General features: G+C 69.5%; 14 protein-coding genes and 1 pseudogene. 7 read left to right on the top strand and 8 right to left on the bottom strand.

The window, feature by feature from the left end; translation table 11 throughout:
- Positions 1-39: 39 nt before the first annotated feature.
- A complete protein-coding gene (locus tag ACESK8_RS15110) occupies positions 40-1,488 on the top strand; it encodes a glyceraldehyde-3-phosphate dehydrogenase (RefSeq protein ID WP_372969359.1) in 1,449 nt (482 codons plus the stop codon).
- A gap of 50 nt (positions 1,489-1,538) precedes the next feature.
- Positions 1,539-2,585, top strand: coding sequence for a winged helix DNA-binding domain-containing protein (locus ACESK8_RS15105; RefSeq protein WP_372969358.1), 1,047 nt, complete (start codon positions 1,539-1,541; stop codon positions 2,583-2,585).
- Between the two features lie 15 nt (positions 2,586-2,600).
- On the opposite strand, the gene ACESK8_RS15100 is transcribed toward ACESK8_RS15105, so the two are convergent.
- Positions 2,601-4,043 (bottom strand): XRE family transcriptional regulator, encoded by a 1,443-nt coding sequence (locus ACESK8_RS15100; RefSeq protein WP_060927319.1) that lies wholly within the window; start codon positions 4,041-4,043, stop codon positions 2,601-2,603.
- A 109-nt stretch (positions 4,044-4,152) separates the two neighbouring features.
- On the opposite strand from ACESK8_RS15100, the gene ACESK8_RS15095 reads away from it, so the two are divergent.
- Both ACESK8_RS15095 and ACESK8_RS15090 read left to right on the top strand, forming a co-directional pair.
- On the top strand, positions 4,153-6,015 hold the full coding sequence (locus ACESK8_RS15095) for a phosphoenolpyruvate carboxykinase (GTP) (RefSeq protein ID WP_372969357.1): 1,863 nt from the start codon (positions 4,153-4,155) through the stop codon (positions 6,013-6,015).
- Positions 6,016-6,318: 303 nt separating this feature from the next.
- Positions 6,319-7,479, top strand: a complete 1,161-nt coding sequence (locus tag ACESK8_RS15090) for a DUF4232 domain-containing protein (RefSeq protein ID WP_372969356.1) — start codon at positions 6,319-6,321, stop codon at positions 7,477-7,479.
- 114 nt (positions 7,480-7,593) lie between these two features.
- On the opposite strand, the gene ACESK8_RS15085 is transcribed toward ACESK8_RS15090, so the two are convergent.
- Together ACESK8_RS15085 and ACESK8_RS15080 are read right to left on the bottom strand one after the other, a co-directional pair.
- Positions 7,594-9,513, bottom strand: a complete 1,920-nt coding sequence (locus tag ACESK8_RS15085) for an ABC transporter ATP-binding protein (RefSeq protein WP_372969355.1) — start codon at positions 9,511-9,513, stop codon at positions 7,594-7,596.
- Between the two features lie 75 nt (positions 9,514-9,588).
- Complete coding sequence (locus tag ACESK8_RS15080; protein ID WP_372969354.1) at positions 9,589-9,795, bottom strand: AsnC family protein; 207 nt, start codon at positions 9,793-9,795, stop codon at positions 9,589-9,591.
- Positions 9,796-9,884: 89 nt separating this feature from the next.
- On the opposite strand from ACESK8_RS15080, the gene ACESK8_RS15075 reads away from it, so the two are divergent.
- Complete coding sequence (locus tag ACESK8_RS15075) at positions 9,885-10,916, top strand: S66 peptidase family protein (protein ID WP_372969353.1); 1,032 nt, start codon at positions 9,885-9,887, stop codon at positions 10,914-10,916.
- Between the two features lie 343 nt (positions 10,917-11,259).
- Here the strand turns inward: ACESK8_RS15075 and ACESK8_RS15070 are convergent, their stop codons facing one another.
- Positions 11,260-12,720: an MFS transporter gene (locus ACESK8_RS15070; RefSeq protein ID WP_372969352.1), complete on the bottom strand. Its 1,461-nt coding sequence runs from the start codon at positions 12,718-12,720 to the stop codon at positions 11,260-11,262.
- A 149-nt stretch (positions 12,721-12,869) separates the two neighbouring features.
- Here ACESK8_RS15070 and ACESK8_RS15065 point away from each other — a divergent pair, with 149 nt between their 5' ends.
- Positions 12,870-13,367, top strand: a complete 498-nt coding sequence (locus tag ACESK8_RS15065; RefSeq protein ID WP_372969351.1) for a metallophosphoesterase — start codon at positions 12,870-12,872, stop codon at positions 13,365-13,367.
- The gene (locus ACESK8_RS15060; RefSeq protein ID WP_372969350.1) at positions 13,364-13,888 is read left to right on the top strand and encodes a GAF domain-containing protein; all 525 of its coding nucleotides are present in this window, start codon (positions 13,364-13,366) and stop codon (positions 13,886-13,888) included. The genes ACESK8_RS15065 and ACESK8_RS15060 overlap by 4 nt, the downstream gene beginning before the upstream one ends.
- 9 nt (positions 13,889-13,897) lie before the next feature.
- On the opposite strand, the gene ACESK8_RS15055 is transcribed toward ACESK8_RS15060, so the two are convergent.
- The 4 genes and pseudogenes from ACESK8_RS15055 to ACESK8_RS15040 form a co-directional block, all read right to left on the bottom strand.
- Positions 13,898-14,263, bottom strand: a complete 366-nt coding sequence (locus ACESK8_RS15055; RefSeq protein WP_372969349.1) for an HNH endonuclease — start codon at positions 14,261-14,263, stop codon at positions 13,898-13,900.
- Between the two features lie 37 nt (positions 14,264-14,300).
- Positions 14,301-16,043 carry a beta-galactosidase family protein gene (locus ACESK8_RS15050; RefSeq protein WP_372969348.1) on the bottom strand — a complete coding sequence of 581 codons (1,743 nt, stop codon included), beginning with the start codon at positions 16,041-16,043 and terminating at the stop codon, positions 14,301-14,303.
- Positions 16,044-16,107: 64 nt separating this feature from the next.
- Complete coding sequence (locus tag ACESK8_RS15045) at positions 16,108-17,466, bottom strand: sugar ABC transporter substrate-binding protein (protein ID WP_372969347.1); 1,359 nt, start codon at positions 17,464-17,466, stop codon at positions 16,108-16,110.
- Between the two features lie 68 nt (positions 17,467-17,534).
- A pseudogene (locus ACESK8_RS15040) lies at positions 17,535-17,648 on the bottom strand (carbohydrate ABC transporter permease); the annotation flags it as partial.

Raw genomic sequence — 17,648 nt, 5'->3', positions numbered from 1 at the left:
GCCGGCGACCTCGGCGCGCTCACACATGCAAGGACGCAGATGAACGTAACCGCCGCACCCCACGACGACTGGACGGCGAGAGAAGAGCTGGCGGAGCGGATGATCCCGCTCATCGGCGCACTCAAGCGCGAACGTGATGTGGTCACCTCGCTCCATGGCCACCGGCTCCTGGGACTCTCCGCGACCGGCATCGTCGAGCTCCACGACAGGGTCGCGCAGCTCGGACACGGACAGCTCGCTGTCGACGAGACCCTCGCGGTCCTCGAAGCCGTGCACGCTCTCGCTCCCGGTGCGTCGTCGCTCGACCTCGCCCGTCTCGTCGAGGGGCACGCTGACAGCGACGAGCCGCTCGACGCCTACCTCGCCGACGTGCTCGCTCCGGCGGTCGGGGCGGTCGCAGCGACCCCCACCGACGTCGTCCTGTACGGGTTCGGGCGCATCGGACGCCTGCTCGCCCGCATCCTGATCGCGCACAACGGGGGCGGCAGCGGTCTGCGTCTGCGTGCGATCGTCGTGCGGCGCGGGTCGGACAACGACCTGGTGAAGCGCGCCTCGCTCCTGCTGCGCGACTCGGTGCACGGGCGTTTCGCCGGCTCCGTCACGGTCGACGAGGATGCGGAGCAGATCATCGCCAACGGCACCCGCATCCAGGTGATCTACTCCGACGACCCCTCGACCATCGACTACACCGCGTACGGCATCGCGGACGCGATCGTCGTCGACAACACCGGCCGCTGGCGCGACGAGGCGGGTCTCAGCCATCACCTCGAATCCACCGGCGTCGCCAGGGTGCTGCTCACCGCGCCGGGCAAGGGGGCGCTGAAGAACATCGTGCACGGGATCAACGACCGTGCGATCACGCCCGAGGACCGCATCATCACGGCCGCGTCGTGCACCACCAACGCGATCACGCCGGTCCTGAAGGCCGTGGACGAGGCCTACGGGATCGTGCGCGGACACGTCGAGACCGTCCACTCGTTCACGAACGATCAGAACCTGATCGACAACTTCCACAGCGGCGACCGGCGAGGTCGGTCCGCGGTGCTGAACATGGTGATCACCGAGACCGGCGCCGCGAAGGCCGTCGCCAGGGCGCTTCCGGAGCTCGAGGGCAAGCTGACCGGATCCGCGATCCGGGTGCCCACGCCCGACGTGTCGCTGGCCGTGCTGCACCTGAGCCTCGAGCGCCCCGCGGTGCGGGACGAGCTGAACGACTATCTGCGCCGCGTCTCGCTGCACTCCAAGCTCCGTCAGCAGATCGACTACGTCGAGAGTCCGGAGGTCGTGTCGACCGACTTCGTCGGATCCCACCGTGCCGGGATCGTCGACGGCCTCGCGACCATCGCGAACGACCGTGATGTCGTGCTCTACGTCTGGTACGACAACGAGTACGGCTACTCCTGCCAGGTCATCCGCGTGCTCGAGGTCATGGCGGGCTCCCATCCCGTCGTGCTGCCCGAGCGTCGTGAGGTGACGCTGCACCGCTGATCCGTCCGGATCACCCGGCGGGTGTCGGTCGTACCCGGCATGATGAGGGCATGAAGACCGCGACCCTGCTGTCGGAGCGTCTGCGTTCACACCGGCTCAGCGCTCCCGCACGCTCGGTGACCGAGGCGGCCGCCCACATGCTGGCGGTGCAGAGTCAGGACTTCACCGCCGGTCGGTGGGCGCTGGCCGCCCGGACGAGGGGCGAGCCGACGATTCAGACCGTCGACCGCGCCTTCGCACGCGGTGAGCTGGTGCGGTCGTGGACCATGCGCGGCACGTTGCACATCATCCCCGCGCGCGACCTGCGCTGGGTGATGTCGGTCACGGCAGAGCGTCAGCGACAGCAGGCTGCGGGCAGGCGGCGCGACCTGGGCATCGACGCGCCGATGGTCGCTGCCGCGGTGCGCGCGGTGGAGCCTCGGCTGCAGGACGGTGGGCTGACCCGCGCCGAGCTGTTCGACGTGTTCGCCGGGATCGGCATCGAGCCCGGCGGTCAGCGCGGCATCCATCTGCTGAGCGAGCTCACGCTCGACGGTCTGATCTGTCAGGGTCCGGTGGTGGCGAAGCAGGGGATCGCACGCGAGCAGCGCTTCGTCCTCGTCGCGGAGCACATCCGTGAGCACGCCGAGCCGAGCGATCCCCTGGCCGAGCTCTTCGTCCGCTACATCGACGGCCACGGGCCCGCGGAGGTCGCGGACTTCGCCTGGTGGTCGGGACTCACGCTCGGGCAGTCCCGTGAGGCGCGAGATCGCGCCATCGACAGGGTCGTCGAGATCGATGAGGGGATGTTCGTCGCGGCATCGCGTCCGCGGCGGTCGACGATGTCGCCCTCGGTGCTCGCGCTGGGCGCCTTCGACGAGTACTACATCTCCTACGCCGACCGCACGACGGTCTGCGCGCCAGAGCATCTCGCACTCGTCGGCCCGGGAAAGAACGGCATGGTGCGCGCGACGATCGTCGCCGACGGCCGGGTGATCGGATGCTGGACGCACGCGGGCGCCTCGCTCGGCGCCCCGGCGGAGCTGTTCGACCCGGTTGCCGATGACGAGTCGGTGCGCGCCGCACTGGCCCGGTTCGGGCGCTTCATCGGAGCGTGAGGCCCGCAGGCCGACTCACTCGCTGGCGTGACGTCCGAGGAAGTTGTAGACCTCGTTGTCGTCGACGCCCGGGAACGCGCCGCGGGGGAGCGGCGAGAACATGTGCGTGTGCACTCGTGCGCTCGGCCAGGCCTTGCCGTTCCACCGCTCGGTGAGGTCTGCGGACGGGCGACGGCAGCACGCCTCGTCGGGACAGGTCGACACGGCGCGGTCGGCCGTCTCGCGTCCGCGCCACCAGCGCGCGTCGTCGAACGGGACGCCCACGGTGATCGAGAACTCGCCGTCGGTGGATGCGCCGGTCTGCGTCGAGCACCAGAACGTGCCCGACGGGGTGTCGGTGTACTGGTGGTGCTCGTTGGTGCGGTTCTGCTGCGTGAAGGCGGCCCGCGCCTGGAACTTGCGGCAGACCCGCTGGCCTTCGACCGCTCCCGTCACGTCCATCGGCAGTGGCAGATCGTCGTTCTCGTAGACCCGTGTGATCGCTCCGGTGGCATCGACGCGGAGGAAGTGCAGCGACATCCCCAGGTGCTGCGTGAGCAGGTTGGTCATGCGCATCCCGGCGGCCTCGTGCGTCACGCCGAACGCGTCGCGGAAGTCCTCGACGGCGAGGTTGCGATCCTTCTTCGCCTGCTGCAGGAAGGCGACCGACGCCGTCTCGGGCATCAGGCAGGACGCTGCGAAGTAGTTGATCTCCAGGCGCTGCTGCAGGAAGTCGGCGTAGTCGGTGGGCGGGGTGTGCCCGAGCAGCCGGTGCGCCATCGCCTGCAACGCCATCGACCGCAGGCCGTGCCCGCCGGGGATGGACGCGGGAGGCAGGTAGATGCGCCCGTTCTCGAGGTCGGTGACCGAGCGCGTCGAGTGCGGCAGGTCGTTGACGTAGATCAGCTCGAATCCCAGCTTCTCCGCCATGATGCTCACCGTGCGGTGCGTCAGCGCGCCCTGCACGTGCCCGGCCGAGCGGAGCTGCTTCTCGGCGAGCTTCTCGATGTCTCCGAGGTAGTTGTGCTGCGCGCGCATCCTCAGGCGCAGCTCGGTGTTCGCCCGTCTGGCCTCCTCCGGCGTGGCGATCGCCTCGCGCTCGCGGCGCTGGAGTTCGCGATGCAGGCCGAGCAGCGACTCGATGGTCTCGTCGCTCATGCTCTTCGTGACCCGCACCGGTGCGATGCCGAGTTGACGGAACACGGGGCTCTGCTGCGCGCGCTCGAGTTCGATCTCGAGAGCGGCCCGTCGGTTCGGCGGCTCGCCGGAGATGAGGTCTGTCACCTCCGTGCCCGTGGCGTGCGCGATCGCCTGGAGCAGCGACAGCTTCGGCTCGCGCTTGCCGTTCTCGATCAGGCTCAACTGCGAGCCTGCCACCCCCACGAGGGCGCCGAGCTCGTCGAGGGTGAAGCCCTTCTCGAGGCGGTGGTGCCTGATCCGATGTCCGAGGGTGGCGAGGTGGATGCCTGAGGTGACCATTCCTTGATCCTAGCGAAAGAACTGCGATTCTTATCGACCAATATGACAGAAAGTAGCCGTGCAACCGGAAGAAGATGGAGGTAACGCCCCCCACTTCAAAGGAGCAGTCATGGCGATCGCCGAAGTCTTCACCCCCCGAGCAGCATCCGTCGCATCCGTGCGCACGTTCGGGACGGCTCCGACGTATGACACCCCCGCCATGGCGGAGCTGGCCGCGTGGGTCGAGGAGATCGCCGCTCTCACGCAGCCCGCGTCGATCCACTGGGTCGACGGCTCGCGCGCCGAGAACGACTGGCTGCTGCGTGGCCTCGTCGACGAGGGCAAGCTCATCAAGCTGAATCCCGAGTGGCGTCCCGGTTCGTACCTCGCCCGCTCGCACCCCAGCGACGTCGCCCGCACCGAGGGGCGCACGTACATCTCGTCCGAGAACGAAGAGGATGCCGGCCCCACCAACAACTGGGCTCCGCCTGCCGAGATGCGCGCGAAGATGACCGAGATCTTCGAGGGGTCGATGCGCGGACGCACGATGTTCGTCGTGCCGTTCTCGATGGGCCCGGTCGGCGGCCCCCTCTCGCACATCGGCGTCCAGGTCACCGACAGCGCCTACGCGGTGGCATCCATCGGCATCATGACCAGGGTCGGCGACGCGGTCACCCGTCAGATCGCCGACGGTGCGCCGTGGGTCAAGACGGTCCACTCGGTCGGTGCGCCCCTGGCCGCCGGCGAGCCCGACGTCGAATGGCCGTGCAACGACGACAAGTACATCGTCCACTTCCCCGAGACGCTCGAGGTGTACTCGTACGGCTCGGGCTACGGCGGAAACGCGATCCTGGCCAAGAAGTGCTTCGCGCTGCGCATCGCCTCCGTGATCGCCCGTGATGAGGGCTGGCTCGCCGAGCACATGCTCCTGATCCGCGTGATCGACCCGGCGGGCAAGGCCTACCACGTGGCTGCAGCCTTCCCGTCGGCGTGCGGCAAGACGAACCTGGCCATGCTGCGGCCCTCGATCCCCGGATGGCGCGTCGAGACGCTGGGCGACGACATCGCCTGGATCCGTCCCGGTGAGGACGGGCGCCTCTGGGCGATCAACCCCGAGGCCGGCTTCTTCGGCGTGGCACCCGGCACCGGCGAGTCGACGAACGTGACGGCGGTCGAGACCCTCTGGGGCAACACCATCTTCACCAACGTGGCACTGCGCCCGGACGGGGACGTGTGGTGGGAGGGACTGACCGATCAGGCACCCGCCCGCCTCACCGACTGGGAGGGCAACGACTGGACGCCGGATTCGGATCGGCCGGCCGCGCACCCCAACTCGCGTTTCACCGTGTCGGCCGCCCAGTGCCCGCAGATCGCCGAGGACTGGGAGGAGGCGGTACCGCTCGACGTCATCCTCTTCGGAGGTCGTCGCGCGACCAACGTCCCGCTCGTGGTCGAGGCGACCGACTGGACGCACGGCGTCTTCCTCGGCTCGAACATCTCGTCCGAGCGCACCGCTGCAGCCGAGGGCACCGTCGGCGAGCTGCGTCGCGACCCGTTCGCGATGCTCCCGTTCTGCGGCTACAACATGGCCGACTACTTCGGGCACTGGCTCAAGGTCGGTCGCACCCTGCGTTTCGACCGTGCTCCGCGCATCTTCCAGGTGAACTGGTTCCGCCGCGGTGCCGACGGCCGGTTCCTGTGGCCCGGCTTCGGTGACAACTCCCGCGTCGTCGACTGGATCATCCGCCGCATCTCCGGCGAGGTGTCCACCGTCGAGAGTCCCATCGGGCGCCTGCCGCACGTGTCCGACCTCAATCTCGACGGCATCGACGTGCCCGAGGCCGACCTCGAGGAGCTGTTCTCGGTCGACGCGGAGGCGTGGAAGACAGAGGCCGACCTCACCGAGGAGTTCTACGACACCTTCGGCGACAAGGTGCCGGCGGCGCTGCGAGCGGAGCTCGCCTCCCTGCGCTACCGACTCGACAAGGCCTGAGAAAGACAAGGCCTGAGAAAGACAAGGCCGACAGAGACAAGGCCTGACACTGATCAGGCCGGATAGACCGGGCGCCGGTTCGGGGGAGCCGGCGCTCCAGGGCCCCTGGCCCACAGACCCGCGAGGGCGGGACGACGGAGACGTACCCATGGCTGAGTGGTCTCCGGCATCCCGCCCTCGCGTACTTCGTGTGTCCGTGGCTCCTCTCCCGTGCCCGTTCTCACGCCTCGCCGCTGTTCGTCCGACGGGGCGATAGGGTCGAAGGATCCGCGAGTGCGCGGTGGTGTCCGGGGGGATGTGCAGATGCGGCGTGGTCTGATCGGCGGGGGCGTGCTCGCCCTCCTGTGGTTCGTCTGCGGTTGGCTGCCGCACCTGCTGTACTCGCTCGGCGGGAGCATGGCGACGCTCTCCCAGCTCGTCCCGTCGCCCATGATGCGCGGCGTCTTCGGGAGCCCGGTGCTGTGGGCCGCGATCGTGCAGGTGCTGATGGCGGTCGTGCTCGTCGGCGGATTCGCCACGCTCGCCACCTGGTTCGCGGCAGGATCCGCCACAGGACTCGGCACGCGGCGAGTGGTCTTCGGGACCAGTTGGCTCGCCGCGATCCTGACCGCGTTCGCGGTCGGCGCCGTCCTCGATCTCGGCGACTTCTTCTCCTGGGTCGGCACGTTCGGCGTCCGCGGTGCGATCGGAACGATGGGAGCCGCCCCGCTCACCGCGTGGTGGGCGGTGCTCCTGGGGTGGATCCCGGCGCTCGTGCTCGTGCTCGTCCCGCGGTCCTCGGAGGCGGATGCGGTGCCCTCGCGTCCCTCTGCAGGCAGGGTGCCACCAGCCGTCAGGGCCGTCGCGGTGGTCGCGGCCGTCGCGCTCATCGCCCTGCCGTTCGCCGCGCTGGCCGGCGACGCGGCGACCCAGGCTCAGCTGCGCGACGAGCAGGCGACAGCGCAGCAGCAGGCAGACCCCGACGGGGCCGCAGCCCCGGACCCGTCGGCGTCCGGCGACCCTGTACCTACCGCGGCGCCCTCCGAGGGGGAATCCGTCGAGGGTGCGTGCACGTCCGAGAACACGACGATCCTGGCGCCGGCGCCCGATGGGGCCACCGGGCATCGCGGGCAGGCCCTGTCTCTCGTGAACGTCTCGGAAGAGGCCTGCGTCGTCGACGGCTATCCGGACGTCGCGTACGGAGACCAGAACGGTCACGTCCTGGACGTGACCGTCGAGCACGGACGCTCGTTCATGGCGGAGGACCCCGGCCCCTCGTCGATCACCCTGCAGCCGGGGGAGGCCGCCTCCGCGGTGATCGGCTGGGATGCGAACTCGGTGCACGGGCAGCTCGCGGCCCGCAGCCTCTGGCTCGCCGCGCGTCCGGGCGAGGAGCGACTCTCCTGGGATGTGTCGCTCGACATCATCTCCGGCTCGACGGTGCACGTGACGGCGTGGCACCCGCAGGTGCTGCCTGCGGGCTGACCGGGCGACCGGATGGTGCGGCCGAGCGCAGGCTGCCCGGCTCCGCGCAGGCGAGCATCCGGGGCAGGCGAGCAGCCGGGGCAGGCAGGCTGCCCGGCGGGCGAGCAGCTGGGTTCAGGCGAGCAGCTGGTGGCGGGCGAGGTCGCGGTACAGCGGCGTCGACTCCACGAGCTCCGCGTGCGTGCCCTGGCCGACGACCACGCCGTCCTGCAGCACCACGATGAGATCGCTGTCGACGACGGTCGAGAGGCGGTGCGCGATCACGATCAGGGTGCGGTCGGTCGAGACCGCGTCGATCGCCTCGCGCATCCGCTGCTCGTTCACGCCGTCGAGCGATGACGTGGACTCGTCGAGCAGGAGGATGGGCGCATCCGTGAGCAGGGCGCGCGCGATCGCGAGACGCTGACGTTCACCGCCCGAGAGCATGACCCCGTCCTCGCCGACCGGGGCATCCAGTCCCAGCGGGTCGCGCTCGAGCACGTCGCCGAGGTTCACCGCCCGCAGCACCTGCTCGCAGGCCGCATCCGAGGCGTCGGGCGAGGCGAGACGGAGATTGTCGGCGAGCGTGCCGGCGAGGGTCGGCGCATCCTGCTCGACGTAGCCGAACTGCGCACGCAGCTCCTCGCGCCGATACGTGCGCGCGTCGTGCCCGTACAGGCGGATCGACCCGCCTGTCGGGTCGTAGAAACGCTCGACGAGGGAGAGGATCGTGCTCTTGCCTGCACCGCTCGGGCCGACCAGCGCCACCCGGGTGCCGCGCGGCACGGCGAACGAGACGCCGCGCAGGACCTCGCGCTCCGTCGCTCGCGCCGGGTCGCCCGCGGTGCTGGGCGCAGCGTCACCCGCTGTGTCGACGGCTGTGTCGAGGTGCGCGTCGGCGAGCAGGGTCTGCGCCTCCCTGGTCGCAGCCAGGCGCGCGGCCACCACGTTCTCGGGGTAGCGGAAGTGCACATCTCGGAACTCGATCGCGGGTGCGGCGGGGTCGGCCTGCCCGCGGTCGATCGATGCCGCGACGGCGTCGTCGTCCTGCGTCTCGGTCGGGAGGTCGAGCACCTCCTGGATGCGGCCGAGCGCACCCAGCGCCTGGTTGACGGAAGTGATCGCCCCGAACGTCGTCGCCAGCGGCATCACGAGCATGAAGAGGAACATGATGAAAGTGATCAGCGAGGCGATCGTGATCGCACCCGCTGCGACGCGGAACCCGCCCACACCCAGGACGACGAGGAGCGAGACCTGCAGGGCGACGCCTGCGATCGGGACCACGAGCGAGGAGATCTTGGCGATCCGGACGCCGATGCCGTATGCGTCCGAGGCGAGGGCCGACACCGTCTCGGTCTCGCGCTCGGTGGCCCCGGAGGCGCGGACCGTGCGGATCGAGCCCACGGCCCGCTCGACGCCGGAGGCCAGCTCGCCCACCTTCTCCTGCTGTGCGGTCGACGCGGTGCGGATACGACCGCTGAGCAGGGTGACCACGGTGACCGAGGCGCCGATGACGACCACGATGAGCAGCAGCAGCACCGGGTCGATCACGAGCATCGCGACGAGAGCGCCGAGGAACAGGATGGCGCTGCCGACGGCATCCGCGAGTCCCTGGGTCAGTACGGCGTAGAGCAGCGTGGTGTCGGTTCCGACGCGCGACACCAGGTCGCCGGTCCGTCGGGCATCGAACTCGCTGATCGGGAGGTGCAGGATGCGGGCGATGAGCTTGCGACGGCTGGAGTACACGACCGCGGTCCCGGTGCGCTGCAGCAGGTAGTGCTGATAGCCGGAGATGACGGACGACACGACGACGAGAGCCACCAGCACCCAGACGAGGATCCCGAGGGCCCCGTCGGACTGCACCGCCTCGATGACCTGGCCGACGAGCAGCGGCTGGGCGAGGGAGGTCGCGGCGCCGAGCACGCTGAGGATCGCGACCACGATGAGGGTGCGCTTGTGCTCGAACAGGAAGGGGAGGAGCTGGCGGAAGGTGGCGCGCGGGCCGTCGTGCGGCGCGCCCCGTCCGCGTCGGCGTGACGTCGCCGTACTGGACATGCGGGACCTCGTTCTGAAAGGGGTACTTCGACCGTACTTCGTGTGCGGACCGATTCTGTGGATGGGCTGTACGGCTCAGCGGCGGCCGAAGCGGCGGTGGGCGGCCTGCTTCGTGACGCCGAGGGAACTGGCGATGGCCTGCCAGGAGTATCCGAGGGTGCGGGCCCGGCGGACCTGCACCTCCTCGGCGCGGGCCAGCTCACTGCGCAGAGCGGCGAGCCGGTGGAGCTCGGACAGCGGTTCGCCGCCCTCATCCTGGGTGATCGCGGTCTTCAGGGTCATGATGGCCTCCTGTGTCAATACTTGTTGACGCTCGCCCAGATGTCAACTCATGTTGACGGTGGAATCGACAGGGATGCGAGACTGAGCGGATGCTGGCTGCACCGAAACCCGTCCTCGGCGACCGCGTCGCCGTCCTGTCTCCCGCCTTCGCCGCGCCGGCGGTGGCTCCGGAGCTCCACGAGCAGGCGCTTCGGCGACTCCGCGAGCTCACCGGCCTGGTCCCCGTCGAGTACCCGACGACCCGGCTGCTCGATGCGAGTCCCGAGGCTCGCGCGGCCGACGTCAACGCGGCGTTCGCCGATCCGAGCATCCGCGTGATCCTCGCGACCATCGGCGGCGATGACCAGATCCTGGTGGTGCCGCATCTCGACGCGGCGCTCCCGCTCGCCGATCCGAAGCCGTTCCTGGGTTACAGCGACAACACCAACATCCTCAACTGGCTCTGGGGTCTGGGCGTCCGCGGGTACTACGGCGGATCCACGGCGGTGCACCTGGGACCAGGGCCCGCTGTCGACGATGTGCACCTGCGCTCGCTGCGCGCGGCGCTGCTCGACGGCGGCACGGTCGAGATCACCGAGCCGGGAGAGTCTGAGGACGTCGGCAGGCGGTGGGCGGACCCGCGTGCGCTGTCGGAGTACGGCGACAGGGTGGCGACCGAGGAGTGGACCTGGGCGGGTCCCCGCGTACGGGTCGAGGGGCGGACCTGGGGCGGCTGCCTCGAGGTCATCGACGAGCTCGCCCTCGCCGACCGGCTGCCGACGGCGTACGACCTGCGCGGCGGCATCCTGCTGCTGGAGACGAGCGAGGAGCGTCCTCCCGCGAGCTGGGTGGCGCGCTGGGTGCGGGGTCTGGGGGAGCGAGGGATGCTCGACGCCGTCGCTGGGGTCGTCGTCGCGCGTCCGCCGGTGAGCGACTTCGAGTTCCTGCCGTCGGCGTCCGAGGCGGATGCGCTGCGGGCCGCGCAGCGCGATGCCGTGATGGAGACGGTGGCGCGCTACAACCCGGATGCCGTGGTGTGCGTCGGGGTCCCCTTCGGTCACACCCGCCCGCAGTGGATCCTGCCCTACGGCGGCACGATGGTGCTGGACGGGGCGACCCGTACCATCACCGCCGCCTACTGATTCGGGGTCGACTTCCCGCCCTTCGCCGTCTGCGGGGTCGATTTCGCATCTCCCGCCGCCTGCGGGGTCGATTTCGCATCTCCCGCCGTCTGCGGGGTCGATTTCGCACCTCCCGCCGTCTGCGGGGTCGATTTCGCACCTCCCGCCGCCTGCGGGGTCGATTTCGCACCGTAAACGACCTGTAGCGGTGCGTTTTTGACCCCGCACCGGACGTGCTCCGGCATCCAGACCCTGCGCCCGCGCACGCGGGATGCGCCCGCGCACGGGATGCCACCCGCTGACGTGCGAATGGCCGCATCCCGGGCAGGGATACGGCCATCCGTTCGATGCGAGAGGGCGGTGCTCAGAGCTCCACAGCTGCCGCGACGCCGAGGTCGTCGTGGTAGTCGTTGTCCTTCGTCTCCTTCGACAGCAGCAGCGCGACGAACGTCAGCACGCCCATCGCCGACAGGTAGAGACCCACGAGCCACGGGGCGCCGTCCCCGAGCTCCCAGAGCCACAGCGCGATGAGCGGAGCGACGGCCGCACCGAGGATCGACGACACGTTGTACGAGATCGCCGAGCCCGTGTAGCGGACGTTCGTCGGGAACAGCTCAGGCAGCAGGGCACCCATGGGGCCGAACGTCGCCCCCATGAGCATGAAGCCGAACACGAGGAACGCCTGCGCCAGCGCGCCGGTGAACTTCGGATCCATGGCGGGGAGCAGGAACGCGTTGAAGGTGAAGCCGAACACGATGATGAGTCCGGTCACCCAGAGCAGCAGCTTGCGACGTCCGATCGCGTCGGCGATCGGACCGGACAGCAGCGTGAAGATCCCGAAGAACACGACGCCGACGATCTGCATGAGCACGAAGTCGGTGTAGCCGAACCCGAGGCCGGGGTAGAACTGGGCGGCGAAGGCCGCGGCGTCGAAGTCCTTGCCCGTCGCCTCGGCAGCTGCCTGGGCGGCCGCGGATGCGGTCTCGAGCGACGCCGGCTTCGTGCCGTAGGCGAGGGTGAAGTTCGTCATCAGGTAGAACAGCACGTAGGTCGCCAGCATGATGAACGTGCCGAGGATCAGCTGCTTCCAGTGGTGGCGGAACACGGTGGCGAGCGGCAGCTTGCGGATCGCGCCCTTCTTCTCCGCCTTCTTGAACGTGTCGGATTCGACGAGCTTGAGGCGCACCCACAGGCCGATGATGACCATGACAGCCGAGAACAGGAACGGGATGCGCCAGCCCCACGTCAGGAACGCCTCGGACTTGAGGGCGGGGTTCTCTGCATGCGGCAGCAGCCAGTTGATGCCGAGGAACAGGAAGTTGGCGATGATGAAGCCGAGCGGAGCACCGAGCTGCGGGAACGTGCCGTACCAGGCGCGCTTGCCCGCCGGGGCGTTCTCTGTGGCGACCAGCGCGGCCCCCGACCACTCGCCGCCGAGCGCGAAGCCCTGCGCGAGCCGCATGATCAGCAGCAGGAGAGCCGCCCACCAGCCGATCTGCTGGAACGTGGGGAGCAGACCGATGATGAACGTCGCGATGCCCATCGTCAGCAGCGAGGCGACGAGGGTCGCCTTGCGGCCGAACTTGTCTCCGAAGTGGCCGAACACGACGGCGCCGATCGGGCGCGCCACCATGGCGGCGCCGAAGACGGCGAACGACGACAGGAGCGAGGTGGTGTCGTTGCCGGTGGGGAAGAACAGCACCGGGAACACGAGCACGGCGGCTGTCGCATACGCGTAGAAGTCGTAGAACTCGATCGTCGTGCCGACGAGGCTCGCGGTGATGACGCGCGAGCGCGGATTCGCGGGCGCTGTGGTCGTACTCATACTGCTCCTTAGATCCGGGCCCGGTATACCAGGGCACCGAGAGATCCTACGCCTTCCTGAACGTTTGCTGGGTGCGTATGACGGTCGCCCGCTCCCCGGCGTGCGTAGAGTCGGAGCGGATGCGGGACCGCTGCGAGATCGGAGAGACCATGTCGACACGTCTGCTGCTCCTCGCCGACACGCATGTGCCGGCGCGGGCCAAGCGACTGCCGGATGCCGTGCTGCACGCGATCGATGGCGCCGACATCGTCGTGCATGCAGGGGACTGGATCGACGTCGCGACCCTGGACCTGCTGGAGGCGCGGTCGAGGGTGTTGCACGGCGTCTACGGGAACAACGACGGCCCGGAGCTGCGCGAGCGTCTGCCCGAGGTCGCCCGTCTGAGCGTCGAAGAGGTCGAGGTCGCCGTGGTGCACGAGACCGGGCCCAAGCAACGGCGCGAGGAGCGGATGGACGCCGCGTTCCCGGACGTCGACCTGTTCGTGTTCGGGCACTCCCACATCCCGTGGGACACCGTCGCCCCGTCCGGCATGCGACTGCTCAACCCCGGCTCTCCCACCGACCGCCGACGTCAGCCGGTCTGCACGATGATGACGGTCACGATCGAGGGCGGACGGATCGACGCGACGCTGGTGCCGATCGGATGAGCGCGGCAGAGGTCCGCGCGGGCGACGACGTCGAGGCTCCCGGCGTGTACCGCGCCCCGATGCGGTCGCGGGACGACGGCGTGGCCGACGGAGCGGCCGTCGAACGGGCGCTCGCGATCGGGGTCTGCGGGGTGGGCGGCAGGCTCGACGGCGTACCGCACTCGATTGCGGATGCGCTCGCCGCCGTGGACGCGGCGCACGGCGAGCGGATGGCGCGCCGACTCGAGCGGTTCGTGGGGGTGCCCGAGGGTGCGTACGTCTGGACGCGCGACGCCGACGGACTGCTGTGGTTGGGGCGGATCGCCGGACCCTGGCGCTACGACGCGTCGGACGAGGCACGAGATGTCGATCTCGTGCACGTCCGTGACTGCGGATGGCTCGACAGTCCGGTCGACCCGTCCACGGTGCCGCCCGGCGTGCAGGAGTCGTTCGCACGCGGCGGCCGCAACTGGCAGAGCATCACAAGGGCCGTCGCGGATCGTCTCACCGCAGCCGTCTGGGATTCTCGTCGGGGCCCATAGCGAGGCCCTTCACTCGGCCTGGCGCAGAGCGACGAGGATCTCGCCGTACCGGCTGAGGAAGGCGCGCTCGTCGAGTCGCTTGCGACGGAGCCACGACGTGACCTCGTCATTGCGCTTGCTCGCATTGCAGGACCCGCATGCGGGCACCACGTTCTCGACGGTGTACCGGCCGCCTCGGGAGATCGGCATCACGCAGTCGCGCTGGAGTGCGACGCCATCCGCTCCGCAATACGCGCATCCGCTCCAGGCGTCCTGCAGCGAGGCCCACTGCTCGGCGGTGAGGTCGTTGTCCACCCGCGCCAGTCGCCCCTGACGCCGCTTCGCGTAGCGGGCGCGTGCAGCAGGGGTGGGAGCGGAGAACCTTCGGCGCGGCACAGGCTCACGGTAATCGGCGGATGCCTGTCGGCGGGCGCTATTCCTCCGTGTCGCCGAGCATCGCGCCCGACACGAAGTCGGCCGTCGGGGCGAAGAGCTCCTCGAGCTCGAGCACCACGAGCCGGTTCGCCCCCGACGTCGTCGCCGGAGCCGGCGCGAACAGAGTGCGCTGCGGGCCGTTCCGCCAGTAGCGACCCAGGAAGAATCCGTTGAGGAACGCGTAGCCCTTGCTCCACGCAGCCGTGTCGAGGAAGAGGTCGGCGGGGGAGGCGAGATCGAATTCCGCGATCCATGCAGACGGGCCACTGACCACGTCCTCGGACGATTTCGCGACGCGAGCCCCGGTCCGTGCAGCCAGCGCCGCGACGTCCAGCGGCGTCGAGCTCCAGCCCTTCAGCGGTACCCCGTCGAGTGAGGGAGTGCCGATCAGGCCCTTCTCCTCGCCGAGCCGATGGTCGTAGTTCACCCGTCCCTGGTCCTCGACGAGGATGCTGAGCGTCCGTCCGTCGGGGATCCGCAGCGCGCGCTCATGGCGCGTACGGGAGAGCGTGCCGACCGTCTGCCCGTCGACGCTCACCCACGCGAGGTCCCTGACCGCGTCGACGCGCAGCAGCCCGCCCCGGCCCTCAGGCAGCGTGACGTCGTAGCGGACCAGGGCGCTCAGGTGCTCCAGCTCGTCGAATGTGGTGGGTGCGGCCGAGGCGGGGGTCGACGCCGCCGCATCCGTCCAGGCGCCCGCAGACGTGAGCGGCACCGAGAACGCGGGCGCCGCCGCGGCGGGAGCCGGGAGCTCCTCGGGCACCGGCGCGTACTTCGCGATCACGTCGCGGAACGCGAAGAACTTCGCGGTCGGGTTTCCCGCCTCGTCGAGAGGGGCGTCGTAGTCGTACGAGGTGACGATCGGCAGGTAGCGGCCCTTGTGGTTGGCGCCGTTCGTGAGGCCGAAGTTCGTGCCGCCGTGGAACATGTAGATGTTGACCGAGGCCCCGGCGGCGAGCAGCTCGTCGAGATCCGACGCTGCTGCAGCGACATCGGTGGTGTGGTGCACGCCGCCCCACCAGTCGAACCAGCCGTCCCAGAACTCCGAGCACATCAGGGGGCCGGTCGGCTGGTGGGCGCGCAGTGTCGCCAGGCGCTCGGCGCTGCGGGAGCCGAAGGAGCCGGTCTTGTGCAGCTCGGGGAGGCTGCCGTCAGCGAGCATCCGGTCCGTCGGCTGATCGACGGTGGTGAGGGGCACCGTGATGCCGGCATCCCTCGTGAGCGCGACGAGCGCCTCGAGGTAGGCCTTGTCGGAGCCGTAGGCGCCGTACTCGTTCTCGATCTGCACGAGCACGACCGGGCCGCCGCGATCGATCTGCCGGGGAGCGACGATCTCGTACACGCGGCGGAGGTACTCGCTCACCTCGGCGAGGTAGGTGGGCTCGGAGGAGCGCAGCTCGCGCTCGCCGGCCGTCAGCCAGTTCGGCAGCCCGCCGTTGTGCCATTCCGCGCAGATGTAGGGGCCCGGGCGCACGATCGCATCCATGCCCTCGGCCTGGATCAGGTCGAGGAATCGGCCCAGGTCGTTCCAGCCGCTCGCATCCCACTCGCCCCTGCGCGGCTCGTGCGCGTTCCAGGCGACGTAGGTCTCGATCGTGTTGAGCCCCATCAGGCGCGCCTTGCGGATGCGGTCCTGCCACTGATCCGGGTGCACGCGGAAGTAGTGGATCGCGCCGGAGATCACCTGGTGGGGGAGCCCTGCGCGGAGGAAATCGGTCTCGCCGATGGAGAAGGAGGTCACGATGAGGTGCTTTCGATGGGAGGGCCGGACGGGGAGCGGATCCCCGTCCGGCCCGGACGTGCGATTACTTGTTGACGGCGAAGCCCTGCGAGTTGCCGTATTCGACCAGGGCGTCCTGCCAGGTCGTCAGGCCCTCGTTCAGGTCGGTGCCGTTCTGGTACGACTGGCCGACGGTGTCGCCGAAGATGCTGTTGCCGTAGACCTGGTAGGGCAGGTAGTTCCAGCCCTCGACCACGTCGTCGGCCGCCGCAGCGAGCACCTCGTTGATCTTCTGGCCACCGAAGTACTCGGGGGCGTCGGCGAGGAACTCCTCGCTCGCCAGCTCGGCCGTCGTCGACGGGAAGCCGCCGGACTCGAGGAAGGTCGAGATGCTCTCCTCCGAGTTGTTCAGCCACCACAGGAATCCGGCTGCGAGCTCCGGGTTCTTGCTCTGCGTGGTCACGGCCTGACCGCCGCCGCCGTTCTCGGCGGATGCAGGGGATCCGTCGTAGGTCGGCATCGGCGCGACTCGCCAGTCGCCGGCGCCGTCGGGGGCGCCCGAGATCAGGTTGCCCGGCATCCAGGCTCCGATCACGAGGGTCGCGAGGCTGCCGTCGCCGAGGGCGCGGAACCACTCGTCGCTCCAGCTGGAGTAGGGGGCCAGGAGGTCCTCCTCGACGAGGCGGTTCCAGTTCTCGGTCCACTTCTTCGAGCCGTCGTCCTGCAGGTCGATCGTGACATCCGTGCCGGAGGTCTCGAAGGGCTTGCCGCCCGCCTGCCAGATCATCGAGGTCGCGAACCCGGCGTCACCGGTGTCGTTGGTGATGTAGGCCTTCGGGTTCGCGGCGTGGATCGCCTTCGCGGCCTCGTAGTACTCGTCCCACGTGGTGGGCACGTCGACCCCGGCGGCGTCGAACACGGCCTTGTTGTAGAACAGCGCCATGGGACCGGAGTCCTGGGGGAGGCCGTAGATGGCGTCGCCGTCGGTGACCGAGTTCCACGTCGAGGCCGTGTAGTCGTCCTCGAAGTCTGCGAAGCCGTACTGCGACAGGTCGACGAAGGCGTCGGTCAGGGCGAACTGCGGGAAGGCGTAGTACTCGACCTGCACGACGTCGGGTGCGCCGGAGCCGGCCTTGATGGCGTTCTGCAGCTTGGTGTACTCCTCGTTGTTGGTGCCCGCGTTGACCACGTTCACCTTCACGTTCGGGTACTCCTTCTCGAAGGCCTCGACCTGGGCCTCGGCGGAGGGGGTCCAGGACCAGTACGTGATCTCGCCGCCCTTCTCCAGAGCGGCCTCGATCGAGTCGAACGATCCGTCGCCGGCAGCGGCGCCGCCGGAGCCGGTGTCTCCGGTGCTGCAGCCGGCCAGCGCCAGCGCTGCCACGGTTCCGGCCGCGAGCACCGTGAGGGTGCGCCGTGCGGCGGGTGAGGGAAGGTGCTTCATTGCTGTGTCCTTTCGGGGGTGCGGTCCAGCGTCGGACCGACGGGCGGTGCGGAGGGGGATGCCGGGAGCTACTGCTTGACGCTTCCGGCGGTGAGACCTGACTGCCAGAACCTCTGCAGCAGCAGGAAGGCGATGACGATCGGGATGATGGTGAGGAGCGAGCCCATGATCACGAGGTTGTA

Origin of the sequence: Microbacterium sp., from assembly GCF_041641055.1 — a bacterium.
Classification (GTDB): Bacteria; Actinomycetota; Actinomycetes; order Actinomycetales; family Microbacteriaceae; genus Microbacterium.
Note: the sequence above shows the minus strand (reverse complement) of the source record. Positions and strands in the feature narration are given on the sequence as shown.

Bases quoted from the DNA above. Each gene is read 5' to 3' on its own strand.
- ACESK8_RS15110 (WP_372969359.1), top strand. From the start codon at position 40: ATGAACGTAACCGCCGCACCCCACGACGACTGGACGGCGAGAGAAGAG.
- ACESK8_RS15095 (WP_372969357.1), top strand. From the start codon at position 4,153: ATGGCGATCGCCGAAGTCTTCACCCCCCGAGCAGCATCCGTCGCATCC.
- ACESK8_RS15080 (WP_372969354.1), bottom strand. From the start codon at position 9,795: ATGACCCTGAAGACCGCGATCACCCAGGATGAGGGCGGCGAACCGCTG.
- ACESK8_RS15100 (WP_060927319.1), bottom strand. From the start codon at position 4,043: ATGGTCACCTCAGGCATCCACCTCGCCACCCTCGGACATCGGATCAGG.
- ACESK8_RS15070 (WP_372969352.1), bottom strand. From the start codon at position 12,720: ATGAGTACGACCACAGCGCCCGCGAATCCGCGCTCGCGCGTCATCACC.
- ACESK8_RS15085 (WP_372969355.1), bottom strand. From the start codon at position 9,513: ATGTCCAGTACGGCGACGTCACGCCGACGCGGACGGGGCGCGCCGCAC.
- ACESK8_RS15060 (WP_372969350.1), top strand. From the start codon at position 13,364: ATGAGCGCGGCAGAGGTCCGCGCGGGCGACGACGTCGAGGCTCCCGGC.
- ACESK8_RS15045 (WP_372969347.1), bottom strand. From the start codon at position 17,466: ATGAAGCACCTTCCCTCACCCGCCGCACGGCGCACCCTCACGGTGCTC.
- ACESK8_RS15105 (WP_372969358.1), top strand. From the start codon at position 1,539: ATGAAGACCGCGACCCTGCTGTCGGAGCGTCTGCGTTCACACCGGCTC.
- ACESK8_RS15090 (WP_372969356.1), top strand. From the start codon at position 6,319: ATGCGGCGTGGTCTGATCGGCGGGGGCGTGCTCGCCCTCCTGTGGTTC.
- ACESK8_RS15065 (WP_372969351.1), top strand. From the start codon at position 12,870: ATGTCGACACGTCTGCTGCTCCTCGCCGACACGCATGTGCCGGCGCGG.
- ACESK8_RS15075 (WP_372969353.1), top strand. From the start codon at position 9,885: ATGCTGGCTGCACCGAAACCCGTCCTCGGCGACCGCGTCGCCGTCCTG.